This is a genomic window from Bacillus sp. BR3(2024) (assembly GCF_039134555.1).
GTDB lineage: Bacteria > Bacillota > Bacilli > Bacillales > Bacillaceae_G > Bacillus_A > Bacillus_A cereus.
In genome coordinates this window covers 4,247,453-4,262,952 of the sequence record NZ_CP152433.1, presented here as the reverse complement: position 1 = coordinate 4,262,952, position 15,500 = coordinate 4,247,453, and the positions used below count along the sequence as shown (strand labels likewise).

Below are 15,500 nucleotides of genomic sequence, written 5' to 3'. Positions count from 1 at the left end.
CGCTGAAATGGAGAATCCAGACAAAGAAAAAGTAAGAAAAGCAAACCAAAAAGACTTTGATTCATTCTAAGAAAGGAGTTAGATTATGGCTGGAAGAATTAAAGGGATCACGATTGAAATTGGCGGCGAAACCACAGGTCTTCAAAACGCTTTAAAAGATGTAAATAAGCAGAGTGACAACTTGGCTAAAGAACTGAAAGATGTAGAACGTCTTTTGAAATTCGATCCTGGTAATGTTGAAGCTTTAGCTCAAAAGCAAAAGTTATTGACTCAACAAATTGAAAATACAACAGAAAAGCTAGATAAATTGAAAGCAGCAGAACAACAAGTTCAAGCCCAATTTCAAAATGGAAAGATTTCTGAAGAACAGTACCGCGCGTTTAGGCGTGAAATTGAATTTACACAAGGGTCACTTGATGGCCTGAAAAATAAGCTCGGTAACATGAAAGCTGAACAAGAGAATGTAGCGAGTTCAACAAGACAACTAGAAACGTTGTTTAGTGCTACAGGAAAAAGCGTTGATGATTTTGCAGGCGCATTAGGTAATCGTCTTGTAAACGCAATTAGAAGCGGCACAGCGACAAGTAAACAATTAGAACAAGCAATTGGAATTATTGGACGGGAAGCATTAGGAACAGAAGCTGACATAGAAAAATTACAACGTGCTCTTCGATCTGTGGATGCTGGAAATTCAATTCAACAAGTTCGAAATGAGTTAAGGGATTTGCAACAAGAGGCCGAAAGAACAGAAAAGAAGTTTGAAGGACTCAAAGTAGGACTCGAAAACGTCATTGGTGGAATGGCAGCTGGTGGCGGAATCGCAGCAGCAGTTGAAAAAGCGATGGATATGTCAAAGCTAAAAACAAAAATTGAAATAGGATTTGATGTTCCCGAATCCTCGAAAAAATCAGTAGAGGATGCGGTGAGAGGGATTTCAGCTTATGGATTAGATGCAGAAGAATCGCTTGAAGGGGTAAGAAGACAATGGGCATTAAATAAAGATGTTAGCGATGAAGCAAATGCTTCTTTAGTAAAGAGTGCAGCTGTTATTTCTAATGCCTATGGTGGCATAGATTTTACTGAGTTAATTCAAGAAACAAATGAAATCGGTAATGAGTTGGGAGTATCCCAAGAATATGCCCTATCTATGACGGATGCTTTGTTAGGTATAGGATTTCCACCCGAACAATTAGATATTATCGCTGAATATGGTGGTCAGCTGACGCGAGCAGGCTATAACGCTGAAGAGGTCCAAGCAATCATGGCAGCTGGTGTTGAAACAGGAACCTGGAATATCGATAATTTGCTAGATGGACTGAAAGAAGGCCGTGTTAAAGCGGCTGAATTTGGTCAAGGTGTCGATAAAGCTATGAAAGAATCACTTGAAGGTACGAAGATTTCAGCAGAACAAGTTGAAAATTGGGGGAAAGCTGTAGCTAACGGTGGTAAAGAAGGTTCAGCCGCCATGACTGAAATTGCACAGGCATTATCAGAAGTCGACGATGAAACAAAGCGTAATGAATTAGGTGTTAAGTTTTTCGGTACAATGTATGAAGATCAAGGACAAAACATTATAAATACTTTGTTGGGTGCAAAAGATAAAACAATTGATTTTGGGAAGCAACAAGATAAACTGAATGATTCCATTAAGAAAATGGATGCAAACCCAGCAGTTAAATTTCAAAAAGCAATGCAAGATTTACAAGTTGCGCTTCAGCCGGTTCTTAGTGTTATAGCTGATGTTATTTCTAAAGTAGCTGAATGGATTTCTAATAACCCGGAATTAGCGGCCACATTAACAGCTGTTGCAATAGCTATTGGCGTAATCTCAGGTGCTATTATGGCGCTTGCTCCTATAGTTATGGCTGTCATGGGTGTATTTGAAATCGGAGCCGCCGCCGCACTAGGCATAGTTGCCATAGTTCCTATTATCATAGCGGCCATAGTTGCTCTAGGAATTGCCATTTATAAAAATTGGGACGACATCAAACAATGGACCATTGATGCTTGGAATGCAATTGTAGAGTTCTTAGTAGGAATATGGGATGGGATTGTACAATGGGCAAGTGAAACATGGAATAGTATAAGTGAATCTACATCGGAAGTTTGGAACTCAATTAAAGAATACTTAATGGAGTTATGGAATGGGCTAGTTGAGTCCTTATCTGAAATATGGAATTCTATTGTTGAAACTACTACAGAAACCTGGAATTCCGTTGTGGAGTATTTGACTGGAATTTGGGATGGAGTAGTTGAAACGCTATCAGAAGTTTGGAATAGTATCAGCCAAACCACTTCTGAAGTGTGGACGGCGATTAGTGAGTTCTTCCAAGAAACTTGGAATGGATTAGTTGCCTTTCTAACTCCTATTTTACAAGGAATTGCTGATTTCTTCTCTATGATTTGGAACGGTATTTCCACAGTGATTCAAACTGTATGGGGTTTTATTACTCAATACTTACAAGCAATTTGGACGGCTATTTTATATTTCGCCACTCCAATTTTCGAGTCTATACGAGAGTTTTTAGCTTCGGTATGGGAATCTATTAAAGAAAAAGCTACAGCGGTGTGGGATGCACTTACAAATTTCTTAACAACTTGTTGGAATGGAATAGTTTCAATTGCGACAACTGTATTTGAGTGGATTAAAAATACAGTTACAACCGTTTGGGATACGATCAGTTCAGCAACAATGTCTGTATGGAATGCTGTTAAGAATTTCTTACAATCATGTTGGAACGGGTTAGTAGCTTTTGTAACGCCAATATTCACCTCAATAAAAGATTGGATTGTGAATACATGGAATACGATTAGTTCCACAACAAGTGCAGTATGGAATACGATTAAAAGCTATCTATCTAGCTTATGGAATGCAATTGTTTCCACAGCGAGTTCTGTATTCAATAGCATCAAAGAAGCCATTTCAACGGTTTGGAACATGATTAGTAGCACAAGCAGTAGTATTTGGAATGGTATTAAATCTACACTTTCAAACATTTGGGAAGGTATCAAGTCAACCGCATCTTCTGTCTGGAATGGATTAAAAGAAGCAATTATGACTCCTGTTCGTTGGGTAACAGATGCGGTTAGTGGGGCATTTGAAGGCATGAAATCAGCAGTATTAGGCGTATGGGATGGTATTAAAAGCGGTATTCGTACAGCTATCAATGGAATTATTCGTATCATAAATAAATTTATAGATGGCTTTAATACACCAGCAGAATTATTAAACAATATACCAGGAGTTAGCGCGCCAACTATTCCACATGTACCGATGCTTGCTAAAGGCGGAAAGCCTGTAGGAGATGGCTCATTTATTACTGGAGAAAAAGGCCCCGAACTGTTTACTAAAAGAGGAAATTCAATTACAGTTACGCCGTTATCTTCAAAAGAAAGATCCCTCGGTATCACTGGAACTATGAATCAACTAATGAGTGATATGAGCCGAATGATGGCTAGTTCAATGAGTCAATTATCAGGGTTAAAGAGTGTTATGAGTGGTGTGTATGGAAATATGTCAAATAGTAGACAAGCTATGGCAGCTAGTGTTGCGAATCAAGTGATTAATTATTCTTCAGGATCATCTGGCGGTGGAGTCATTCCAATGCTTGGTGGAGATTTAGTTATTGAAGTACCTGTTAATTTAGAAGGAAGAGACGTGGCACGCGGTACCTATCGCTATACAACCGAATACCAAGAAAGAGAAGCAAAAAGAAACTCAGACTTTTAGGTTTGGGTTTCTTTTATTTTATAAAGAAATGGGGTGACAGTATGAGTTCTTTTACATTTAACAATATACGCAAAGATTTTGTTCAAATAGAAAAGGGATGGAAAAGACCAGCGTGGGCGCCGTTAAAACGAAAATTTCTAAGTGTTCCAGGTTATCCAGGTGCAAGATTATTAACGACAGAAACTGAAATGCGAGTTTTACCTGTTCCAGTCGGAATTATTGTTCCTGATGGATCTGACCTAGAAACATTAAAAGAAGAAATAGCAGCCTGGTTAATTACAGAAAAACCTGTTGAATTAGTCTTTGATGTAACACCTGATAGGACATACCTGGCGGTTATTGATGAAGATTTTGATCCTGAGGATTTTGTTACTTTAGGTAAAGGTACTTTGAATTTTGTTTGTCCGATGCCATATAAGTTAGGGCCTACTAAAACGGTAGAATTTGAAATGGACGGGCGTGGGTTAATAGCAAATGTTCAAAATAAAGGAAGTGTAGAATCCAATCCGATTATAGAGGTTGAAGTGACGAAGCCTTCCACATTTCTTGATGTATGGAATGGAACGGATTATTTTCGCATTGGATATCCATTAAAAGCAGACCAGGTTCCAGTGGAAAGAAATCAACGTGTGTTATGGGACGAGATGGGGACAACCGTAGGATGGACGGATGTACCTAAAACTGAGGATATGACAGGTGGAGGAAAGTTTAAATCGGATGGATACCGTTTAATGGCCGAGTATCTAGGTGAACCTACAGTAAAAGGTTGGCATGGTTGCATAGCCAAAAAGAATATTCCACAAGGACCATTACAGGATTTCATCATGCAAGCCTATGTACGTATTAATAGTCATCATTGGGATCAAATGGGACGTGTGGAAATCGGTCTTCTTGATGAAAATAGCGATTATGTAGCTCGTATATCGATGAGCGATGTTCAATGGGAAGCCGAGCAAAACAGCGGATTCGCTTCTGTTGGGAATAGTAAGAAACCGGGTGGACAAGTCTTTATCAACGAGCATGGCGATCACCCAGACACTTGGACAAATTTTAGAGGTCGTTTATGGCTTGCTAGAACTGGGAACAGATGGGAAGCGTATATTTCCAAATTCATATTAGGTACGGAGATTGATGATGCTGAAAGGTTTGTTGTATGGTTCGATGAAAATAACGTCAATATGAATAAAGTCACTCAAGTACAAATCAGTATTTCTCAATTCTCTAACAACATGTTTTGTTCGGAAATGTCTATTGACGATTTAAAAATTTGGAAGGTTAACATGAATACTCAAAATAATCCTCCTTATATCTTTGATGTTGGTGACAAAGTAGTTATTGATACTGAGCGAAGTCTTGTAACGATAAATGGTAAAAGTGCTATTAATCTAAAAGATATATTTAGTGACTATCCTGTTATTCATAAGGGTTCGAATAAGCTAGAAATCATGCCTTCAACTGTCGGAACAGCCAAAGTAACGTATAGGGAGCGATTTAGATGAGGACACCAAGTGGAATCTTACATGTTGTTGATTTTAAAACGAGTCAAATTGTTTCCAACATACAACCAAAAGATTATTGGGACGATAAACGACATTGGGAAATAAAAAATAACATTGATACATTAGAGTTTAAAGTATTTGATAATACAGATCATGCAGTGACACTCATGCAGCAAAATTTAGTTTTAAAAGAAGTTCGTGATGGTCGCATTGTTCCATATGTAATTACTGAAGCTGAAAAAGATTCAGATGATAGATCAGTCATTGCTTATGCATCTGGTGAATGGATTCAACTCGCGAAAGCTGGCATTATCAATCCACAGAAGATTGTAGGTAAAACAGTCAATGAGTTTATCGATATAGCTCTTGTGGGTACGAAGTGGAAAAGAGGAAAAACAGAATACGCTGGATTCCACACAATGACCATTGATGAATTTATAGATCCACTTAAGTTTTTAAAAAATATTGCTTCCTTGTTTGAGCTAGAAATCCAATATCGCGCGGAAGTTGTAGGGTCTCAAATTGTTGGTCGTTATGTAGATATGGTGAAAAAGCGAGGACGTGATACAGGTAAAGAAGTAACTCTTGGTAAAGATTTGATGGGTATCAAACGAATTGAGAATTCCCAAAACATCTGTACAGCCCTATTAGGGTTCGTAAAAAAAGAAGGTGGAGATTTTATAACCATCTCTACTATTAATAATGGAGTCCCTTATCTTGTAGACAATGATGCATTTCAGCGATGGAATGAGCGAGGTCAACATAAATTTGGCTTTTATACACCAGAAACAGAAGAAGATATAACACCACAACGTCTTTTAACTCTTATGAAAACAGAACTAGCCAAACGAATAAATACATCCTATATATATGAAGTTCAAGCACAAAGTATAGGTCGTGTATTTGGACTAGCTCATGAGCTGATTAATGAGGGGGATACAATCCGAATAAAAGATACAGGGTTTACACCAAAACTTTATTTAGAAGCAAGAGCAATTGCTGGTGATGAGTCATTTACTGATCCTTCACAAGATAAATATACATTTGGAGATTATCGAGAAATTGTGGATGCTAATGAAGAATTACGTAAGCTCTATAATAAAGTCCTGGCTTCATTAGGTAGTAAACAAGAAATTTTAAATCAGCTAGATAAGTTGGTTAAAGAGACTGCTGAAAAAGCAAATGATGCTCAAAAAGAATCTGAATCCGCTAAGAAAATTGCTGATAAGGTCCAGGAAAACCTGAAAAATAATACGGTAAATATTATTGAAGCTAAAAATCCACCAATTGATAATCTTATAGTAGGTAAAACATTATGGCGAGATATTAGCAACGGTAAACCTGGTATTTTAAAAGTATGGAACGGGAAAGATTGGGAGCTTCTTATTCCTGATGTGGAGTCAGTTAAGAAAGATACACTGGAGCAGGTTAATAAGGATATTAAACTCACAAAAGAAGAATTAAATAAGAGAGTGGAAGAAGCGCAAAATGAAACTGCTGGTCAATTCAAGGAAGTAACAGAAAACCTTCAAGAAGTTTCTTTAACTATTAAAAATGTACAAAACTCTCAAGGTGAAATTGACAAAACTGTCTCTGAAATGAAACAAACCAACGAAGGTTTTACTAAATCTATTGACTCGTTAACGAAAAAAAACGGTGAGATCACTGAGAAATTAAATACAGTAGTAGAGACTTCCGAAGGCACAATAAAGAAAATCTCTGAGGTACAGAAAACAACAAATGATCTAAAGAAAACAACTACTGAAATAGAAGAAAAAGCTGGGGAAATCAGTGAAAAGTTAACAAGTGTAGAAAAGAAAGTTGATAATACGGAAATTGGTATTCGAAATCTATTACTAGAAACAGCTACTAAATCCCATTCAGTGAAGACTGGAGAAAATAAGCCTCATACCTATTTTGGTGTAGCTAAGGATGCGGTTACTTTAATTCAGGGCAAGAATATTGCTATGAGCTTTCTATTTACAGGTAAGGTTACTGCATGGGGTACAACGAATAAATGGGCTGGTTTTGAAGTGAAAATTACTTTTACAGACAATACATTTGCTTATCCTAGCTGCCGTATAGAAAACCGTCTAACACTAGGTAAACAGTATAAACAGGAAAGATTTACAGCGAGTGCTGTAGTAATGGATAAGCCTATTAAAGAGATTTTAGTTTACGCTTTAGGACGTGATTTCACAGGAGACGTGTTAATTGAAAAGCCTAAATTAGAAGTTGGCACAGTACCTACTGCATGGACACCGGCACCAGAAGACCAAGTAACGAATGAGGAATTCAATAAGAAAACAAACGAGATTGAGAAAAGTGTGGATGGAATCAAAGAAAGTATCAAAACAGTAGAAAAAACACAAGTCGATTTTAGCGAGCGTGTTACTACTGTAGAGAAAACAGCAGATGGTATTAAAGAAAATGTTACTAGTATACAAGAAATACAAACCAAACAAGGTACGCAATTACAAGAAGCTAAAGCAGGTTGGGAAACTACTGCAAAAGCTCTGGAAGGAAAAGTAGAAATAAAAGATGTTGAGAATTATGTAGGTGGTTTAGGTACTGTAAACGAGTTGCGTGATGCTGATTTTAAGTTAGGACAGAAATATTGGTTTTGGAATAGTGGTAATGGAGCAACTGGATCTGTTGATACGAATTTAAAATACAAAGGTATGAATACATTTGCAATTACCGTTACTGGCCAGACTCAAGATCGTTGGTGGGGACTTACAAGTCAATTCATTGAGTGTCAGGTTAACGAAGACTTTGTGGCATCAGGCTATTTCAATACCGATGGGAAAACACCTATTGATAGTGGTGGTGCATTTATTGAAATTGAGTGGTGGACTGCTGACAAAAAAACTCGCATTAAAACAGCTAGAACGAATATCAAGGTTGTAAATCATACATGGATTCGTGCTGTATGTACAGATAAAGCACCAGCCAATGCAGCGTTTGTGAGATGGCGTTATTACGTTACGAGAAATGGGCGTTTATGGTGTGCTGCACCTATGTTACAACGTGGCACTATTGCTACAGAATTTTGGCTACATCCAAAAGATCAAACGGATGCTGACAAAATGATAGAGGATATTGCTAATAGAGTAGCAACTAAAGATTACGATAAAAAAGTAACCGAATTAGAAAGAAGTATCGCTACTAATGAAGAAGGCGTTACTATCATTTCAAAAAAACAGGAAAGTTTTATTAATGAGACCTATAATGCCTATGTAAAGAAAACGGAATCTAAGTTACAGGTACTAGATGAAGGAATCCTTGCACAGATTTTAAAAGATGGTATCGTTACTGCCATCAATATGACTCCTGGAAAAATTACAATTAATGCTGCAAAACTGGATATTAATGCAGATACAATGGTGAAATGGTTAACAGCAAAAGGTATTGATACGAATCTTATTAGAATTGATGGTGATAAGATAACCATTGATAAAGATGGTGTAACGGTTAAAATGCTAGACTTCCTATTCCAAGACGAATGGGGTACAAAAACAACTGCGGTATCAAGACGAAACCTGATAGCAGATCCTGACTTTTCTAGTGTTACAAAGAAAAACATCGGACATAACGATTATTATGGGTTTGAAGGTGGATACGGCCTTACTTGGAAGTCATGGGGAAATGTCGTAATTGAAAAGAATACACATATATTCGATTACGAGCAAATGGTAAATGCTGCAAGGGTAGATATGTATAACTATCCAGAAGCAATCGTGAATAATGGGATACATCCTGGAAATGAATACACATTATCTGCTCATTTTAGAACAGCAATGATAAATGGGGTACGTAAAACAGGGAAACCGCGTTTACAAGTATGCTGCGTTAAATTCCGAGACAATGTAAGTTACGATATATGGAATGAACAAAAAATGGATTTCCCTGAACCGTCTACATTTTATGGAGAAATCAGAAGATACTCTTTCACTTTCAAAGTGCCAACAAACTATATTCCGCAACAACACGCATTGATTATTAAAGTTTGTTCTGGAAATGCTGACATGAGACAAGGGACAGCGATTTGTGTAAGTGGTGTAACGCTATACAGTGGCAAATATGCATCTATGTATAATTGGGATCGTGCTGCAGCAGAAAGAGCAGATGGCATTCAGCCGTTTAACGCACTTGCTGTAGGCGGTGTGAATAACAATATATCTCCAGCACCAGACGGACAAACGTTTGATATAAGTACTGAAAAAGAAGTTAAAATCTTTAGGAATATACGAGCAATGCAGGGAGTTAACTTAGGTGGCGGTGGATTCCAACAATGGGGGCATATTCGTTTTACAGACGGTAATGCTGGAGCTGGTTTTTATACAAGTACTCCAAGTGGTTGGAAATTTAACGCACTTGGATAGAAAGGAGAAATAAGAATGAATGAGAATCAAATGATGCCACTTCAAGCAGGTGAAGGCTTTCCTTTTGTGGGGAGGCTGGTGGATGCAGAGCGCACAGAGACAGGGATTTTTGTGCAAATACCTGCTGATATGTTAAATAATGCAGGTCTTCTAAATGGTGTTAGCAGGGTTGAAGTATGGAGAGAGATGGATGGGACAGTAAAGTTTCGAATTGCTACGCTGTGTGAAATATGTAAACGCGGAGCGCGTTTGTACCCACTAGATATGGGATTTGCGAAAAAGAACATTTGTTTAGAGTGTTATACATCACTTACAGGGAATTATCCATCCCAAGAACCGCCAACACCAACTAATGAAAATAACACACAAACAGAGCAGGAGCAGCAATAGCTGGTCTTTTTTTATTGCCTAAAAAGGAGATGAGAACGGTGGAAGATGCAATTTTCAATTCAGTCATTCAACAAGGTGCATTTGCAGCGTTATTTGTGTGGATGCTATTTACTACACAAAAAAAGAATGAGCAGCGTGAAGAAAAATATCAACAAGTAATTGATAGAAACCAGCAAGTAATTGAAGAACAGGCAAAGGCTTTTGGATCTATTTCTAAAGATGTAACAGAAATTAAACAAAAATTATTTGAAGGAGATGTACAGTAATGAGACACATTGTAGATTTATCAAAATGGAACAATAAAATGAATTGGCCAGTTGCAGCACCACAAATTGAATTAGCTATTTGCCGTGTACAATATGGTTCGAATTTAGTAGATCACTTGTATAATGACCATGTAGTGAATTTAGAGAGATATGGTATTCCACATGCTGCATATGCTTATGGATGTTTTGTATCAGTAGCGGATGCAATTGTGGAAGCTAAGGACTTCTTAGCGAGAGTAAATCCTAATGCTAAATTTCTTGTGTTAGATGTGGAAGACGATACAGTAAAATCAATGAAGAGCAAAGGTAACCTTAATGAATTAGCTAAAGCATCACAAGTGTTTATCGATACATGTAAAGCTGCAGGTTGGAAAGTAGGATTTTATGTAGCGCATCACATGTACGGTGAATATAATTTACAAAGTGTACAAGCTGATTTTATTTGGTTACCACGATACGGAACAAATGATGGTAGCCCACAGAGGAAACCATCCTATCCTTGTGATATCTGGCAATATACTGATAATGGTTATATTGATGGTATTGGAAAAGTGGATATCAATTTAATTCAAGGAAATAAAACGTTAGATTGGTTTACAGGAGATAAACAAACAGAACAAGCTATTACCAATGGTGGCTATCAATATGTTAAATCTGGTGGTTTCGGTATTTCATTGGTACAGGAAGTCGTAAACGTTATGAATGAGCGCGGAACAAAAGGAGAAGTTATTGCAGATCCAATAACTGGCTTAGCATATTTACAAACTGAAGTATTGCCAAACGGTGAATTAGATAAAATCACAGCTTGGATGGATGATAGAAATTGGTGGTACGAGTACATTAAAAAATAAACAATGAAAGCCGTCCTTAATAGGGCGGCTTTTTTTATTAATTTGCTAATTTAGTATTTCCAGGTATATATTTAAATGATATTTCTCTTCCTTCTTCAAATTCATCATCCCAGATACATTTTACTGAAACGAATTGACTACTAATAAGATTAGACCTAACTTCAAATGTAATTGATAAACCCGCACTAATTTCATTTGGAATGAAATTATCATTCCAATTCGTTAATTTTAGTCCATCATATAGATAGGTAGTCGGATATGAATTCCCTGGTTGTATATCATTTTTTTGTATTTTTTCTAATGCATTATCATTGATAGTGATATTAAAGTTTTTTGCATCAGATTCTCCTGTATTACTTATCTTTATTAATTTGGCACCATTTAAGTTACTATCTCCCTTTATTTCTTGCCAAACTATCTTTGCTTTCTTTTTATTATCTTGCTCATTTTTAAATTTTTTCTTGTTAATGCTGGTGTTCTGCCAATTAAAATATAAAGCAAAGCAAGATAAAATGAAACTAATGATACTAAGAATACTAGCCCAATTATTTAATATAAAATCCAAAAAGAACACCCTTTCTAAAAAACACTATTAATATGTAATAGTTAGAAATCGACTTTAATAAGTCTTTTCTTATTCATATGTAATTAAAATTTACTTTTAGATAATGCTTTTAATATAGGGTTTATGATTTTACTCAATAAACGAAATGCGTTAAAGATTGAACGAATAACTTTCATAGATTAACGTCCTCTCATTCTCACACCTTATAAGTCTGAGATTTTCTTTACTTCTTTTTCTTTCGCTTTAAAGTCTTTTTTATATTGTTTAAAGTCATTCCGGTCGACTCTAAACTTCTCACCAGTAGCTACATTTTTTACTAAATATGTTTTAGCTGTAAGTTCTTTTATTAAGAACCAAATTGCGAATAATACAAGGGATATTCCTAATGTGAAAGGAATTAATACTATTGCAGAAACAGTGATTATAAGTTCTGCTTTAGAATCAGCTCTTTTTAAAATTAATCTATCCCCAGCAGCGGCTTCAGATTGTTGTAATTGTTGCATACGTTGTAAGGATGCGACTGTATCATAACTCATGAAAAAACCTCCTTGAAATAATACCTAAATCATACCAATTTCATGCAACAACTGTAAATGCTTCATTATTTCACATCGATAAATTCATCAATTTTAAATTTCATATTTAACCGGAAGGCGTCAGTACATAAAACTATTTTTGAATGTACATCTATGTTAATTACTGTTATATGTTCTTCATGTACGAATCCATTTCTGTAATAAGAAACAAGTATTTCTTTGGCGTTCTGCAAAGATTCACTTAAACTTCGCTCTATTCGCTCTTTAGTATCATCAGTCAGGAATGGTTTTGGAACCTTGTATTGTTCTTCGATCATTTGATCTATTGCTTCATATTGCTCTGGAAGACTTTTAAAAGCTTGCCACTTTACCATGCCGCGACCTTTTATTCTTGGAACTCCCCAATTCTCCATGTTGTTTCCTCGTTTCTACTTGTTTAAATATTGCTTCCTACTAAAACTTTTATTGTGCGTGATTTGGATGGATCGCGGTGGATATATCCCTTTTCTTCCAAGTGCATTAGGTGCATATGTACTGTAGAACTAGAAGCGAGTCCGGTTGCTTGGCAAATTTCCCTAACAGTGGGAGGATATCCGTTTTCTATTACTTTTTCTTGGATTAAAGTTAAAATTTCAGCTTGTCTACTTGTCAATGGTTTCATGGTGTATATCCTCACTTTTTGTATGAAATATATAGCCATATAATACCAAGGTAATAACAAAAAATCAAACGCTTGTTCGTCTTTTTAATGGGGATTATGCTCCCATAAATTCCTTATCGAAATAGAACTTGTCCATTAATTTATTTACAATTCCGTTGAAATAAGCGAATTTACCTTTCTTCATTTTTACTCCGGATTTAATCTTCATAACAAATTCTTTGATAGCTTTTAAGCCAATAGTAAGTTCCTGGTCTTTAGTAAATGCTTTATCACCTGTAGAGAAGTTAATGGTTTTATTACACTGTCTTACGACCTTCCACAGTTCTTGAATTGTTTTAGATTCACTGTAAAAAGAGCTAACTAAAGAAACAAAACGTTCTGGTACCCAGTGAGCAACGAAATCAGCTTGTTCAATATTCTTTTCTGGAGTATTGCTATCCTCATTACTATTACGTTTGTTTTTATCTTTTATATTTTGTTTTAAGGAAATAGGTTTTGTTTTAATGGTAGGACACTTTGTAGGACTTTTAGTATCTACCTTGTCGGACATTTCTTCCACAATTGGTTGAATAATAATAGCATTAGAAGTTTGAAGCATATCCTTTTTACGTTTCATTGCTACTTGTTTAATCATCTCTAAATCCACAAGTTTCTTCATTAAACGTTGTACAGTTTTATATGAAACTTCCATCATGTCAGCAATTGAATTTTTGCAAAGGAAACTAACACCTACATATTTGCAGCTGTGGCACTTTAAAATTTCAAGTAATGTAATGAGTTTAGATTGTACATCCGTACGCTTAATAGACATACGGATATTATCTCTGTATGTACGTATAGTTTTGTTGAGTTCTTCCAATTCTATAAATGGTGATAAGTTACGAAATGATTCTTCGCTTGCTATTACGTCTATGCATTTCTTTTCCATATTATATGTCTCCTTCTCGGAAACAAAAAAGCAACGTCACCAATAATTTGGTAAACGTTGCTTAATAGACCCTGCATGATGTACAATAACTCATGAGAGTATAGCAAGTGTTTACCTGGTCAGCTCAGGTGAACGGTATAAGAGTGTTGGTAGCACTACTTATACACGCTGTGCTCTTTTGTTTTGTAATTTTTCGTATTTACGAGAACTTTACATGTTTATATTTAAATACAAAAAATCAAGTTATACATAGGCAAACGATCTTTATTGGAAGTTTAAACACGTCAATTGTACACCCGAGGGAAGTTTTTAAAGAAGCCTTCCGTCGTGCAGCAGCCTCTATCATATGTCTTCATAACCATCCCTCAGGAGATCCCACGCCGAGCCGTGAAGATATTGCAGTAACAAAACGCTTAGTAGAATGCGGCCAGATTATCGGAATTGAAGTGCTTGATCATATTATAATAGGTGACCATAAATTCGTGAGTTTAAAGGAAAAAGGTCATATTTAAGACTATGCTTTTTACTTATTTTGTTTTATAATGTGATTTATGAGTTTTTTGTAGAAATTTATCTACAAAAAGGATAAAGATATAAAAAACGTACTGTTTTTATAATATAAAGTAAGAAAAAATGAGTCCGTGAAAACAAGAAAGGAAGATAAATAATATGTTTGGATTTGGTGGATTTACTCGCGATCTTGGAATAGACTTAGGAACTGCGAACACGCTTGTATATGTAAAAGGAAAAGGTGTAGTTTTACGTGAACCTTCAGTAGTTGCGTTACAAACTGATACGAAACAAATCGTTGCTGTAGGTAGCGATGCAAAACAAATGATTGGTCGTACACCAGGGAACGTTGTGGCACTTCGCCCGATGAAAGACGGTGTAATTGCTGATTATGAAACAACTGCAACAATGATGAAATATTACATTCAACAAGCTCAAAAATCAAACGGTTTCTTCTCACGTAAGCCGTATGTAATGGTATGTGTACCATCTGGTATTACAGCTGTAGAAAGACGTGCAGTAATCGATGCGACTCGTCAAGCGGGTGCTCGTGATGCTTATCCTATCGAAGAGCCATTTGCAGCAGCAATTGGTGCAAACTTACCTGTTTGGGAACCAACTGGTAGTATGGTTGTTGATATCGGTGGTGGTACAACAGAAGTTGCAATTATTTCTCTAGGTGGTATTGTAACAAGCCAGTCAGTCCGTGTTGCTGGTGATGATATGGACGATTCAATCATTCAGTACATTAAGAAAAGCTATAACTTAATGATCGGTGAAAGAACAGCTGAAGCATTAAAATTAGAAATTGGTTCTGCAGGTGAGCCAGAAGGTATCGAGCCTATGGAAATTCGCGGTCGTGATTTAGTAAGTGGTTTACCAAAAACAGTACTAATTCAGCCAGAAGAAATTGCAGATGCATTAAAAGATACAGTAGATGCGATTGTAGAATCAGTTAAAAATACGTTAGAAAAAACTCCACCTGAATTAGCGGCTGATATTATGGACCGCGGTATCGTATTAACAGGTGGCGGGGCATTACTACGTAATTTAGATAAAGTAATTAGTGAAGAAACGAAAATGCCAGTTCTTGTTGCAGAAGATCCATTAGATTGCGTAGCAATTGGAACAGGTAAAGCATTAGACAATATCGATCTTTTCAAAACTGCTGCTCGATAA

Annotated in this window: 12 protein-coding genes and 1 pseudogene; 8 read left to right on the top strand and 5 right to left on the bottom strand. The window is 36.3% G+C overall.

From position 1 onward, the window contains the following. The first annotated feature begins 85 nt into the window (after positions 1–85). Genes V7S45_RS21890 through V7S45_RS21865 form a run of 6 tightly spaced genes read left to right on the top strand, consistent with a single transcriptional unit; the run spans position 86 to position 11,121 of the window. A complete protein-coding gene (locus tag V7S45_RS21890) occupies positions 86–3,730 on the top strand; it encodes a DUF2207 domain-containing protein (protein ID WP_342761474.1) in 3,645 nt (1,214 codons plus the stop codon). Between the two features lie 41 nt (positions 3,731–3,771). Beyond that, positions 3,772–5,229, top strand: a complete 1,458-nt coding sequence (locus V7S45_RS21885; RefSeq protein ID WP_342761473.1) for a distal tail protein Dit — start codon at positions 3,772–3,774, stop codon at positions 5,227–5,229. Next, positions 5,226–9,614: a phage tail spike protein gene (locus tag V7S45_RS21880; RefSeq protein WP_342761472.1), complete on the top strand. Its 4,389-nt coding sequence runs from the start codon at positions 5,226–5,228 to the stop codon at positions 9,612–9,614. The genes V7S45_RS21885 and V7S45_RS21880 overlap by 4 nt, the downstream gene beginning before the upstream one ends. Positions 9,615–9,629: 15 nt before the next feature. After that, positions 9,630–10,004 (top strand): hypothetical protein, encoded by a 375-nt coding sequence (locus V7S45_RS21875; RefSeq protein ID WP_098287016.1) that lies wholly within the window; start codon positions 9,630–9,632, stop codon positions 10,002–10,004. Between the two features lie 29 nt (positions 10,005–10,033). After that, positions 10,034–10,270: a BhlA/UviB family holin-like peptide gene (locus V7S45_RS21870; protein WP_001261076.1), complete on the top strand. Its 237-nt coding sequence runs from the start codon at positions 10,034–10,036 to the stop codon at positions 10,268–10,270. Continuing rightward, on the top strand, positions 10,270–11,121 hold the full coding sequence (locus V7S45_RS21865) for a GH25 family lysozyme (RefSeq protein WP_342761471.1): 852 nt from the start codon (positions 10,270–10,272) through the stop codon (positions 11,119–11,121). Before V7S45_RS21870 ends, V7S45_RS21865 begins: the two co-directional genes overlap by 1 nt. Before the next feature lie 37 nt (positions 11,122–11,158). On the opposite strand, the gene V7S45_RS21860 is transcribed toward V7S45_RS21865, so the two are convergent. The 5 genes from V7S45_RS21860 to V7S45_RS21840 all read right to left on the bottom strand — a co-directional run bounded on the left by V7S45_RS21860 (position 11,159) and on the right by V7S45_RS21840 (position 13,811). Further along, positions 11,159–11,686 (bottom strand): hypothetical protein, encoded by a 528-nt coding sequence (locus V7S45_RS21860; RefSeq protein ID WP_342761470.1) that lies wholly within the window; start codon positions 11,684–11,686, stop codon positions 11,159–11,161. Positions 11,687–11,889: 203 nt separating this feature from the next. Continuing rightward, entirely contained in the window at positions 11,890–12,222 is a 333-nt protein-coding gene (locus V7S45_RS21855) for a hypothetical protein (protein ID WP_049106735.1), read from the bottom strand. 65 nt (positions 12,223–12,287) lie between these two features. Next, entirely contained in the window at positions 12,288–12,635 is a 348-nt protein-coding gene (locus V7S45_RS21850) for a YolD-like family protein (RefSeq protein ID WP_342761469.1), read from the bottom strand. 23 nt (positions 12,636–12,658) lie between these two features. Beyond that, positions 12,659–12,883, bottom strand: a complete 225-nt coding sequence (locus tag V7S45_RS21845; protein WP_342761468.1) for a helix-turn-helix domain-containing protein — start codon at positions 12,881–12,883, stop codon at positions 12,659–12,661. 94 nt (positions 12,884–12,977) lie between these two features. Next, positions 12,978–13,811: a helix-turn-helix domain-containing protein gene (locus tag V7S45_RS21840; protein ID WP_342761467.1), complete on the bottom strand. Its 834-nt coding sequence runs from the start codon at positions 13,809–13,811 to the stop codon at positions 12,978–12,980. Between the two features lie 203 nt (positions 13,812–14,014). On the opposite strand from V7S45_RS21840, the pseudogene radC reads away from it, so the two are divergent. Both radC and mreB read left to right on the top strand, forming a co-directional pair. Next, a pseudogene (gene radC / locus V7S45_RS21835) lies at positions 14,015–14,323 on the top strand (DNA repair protein RadC); the annotation flags it as partial. 157 nt (positions 14,324–14,480) lie between these two features. Continuing rightward, complete coding sequence (gene mreB, locus V7S45_RS21830; RefSeq protein ID WP_000466736.1) at positions 14,481–15,500, top strand: cell shape-determining protein MreB; 1,020 nt, start codon at positions 14,481–14,483, stop codon at positions 15,498–15,500.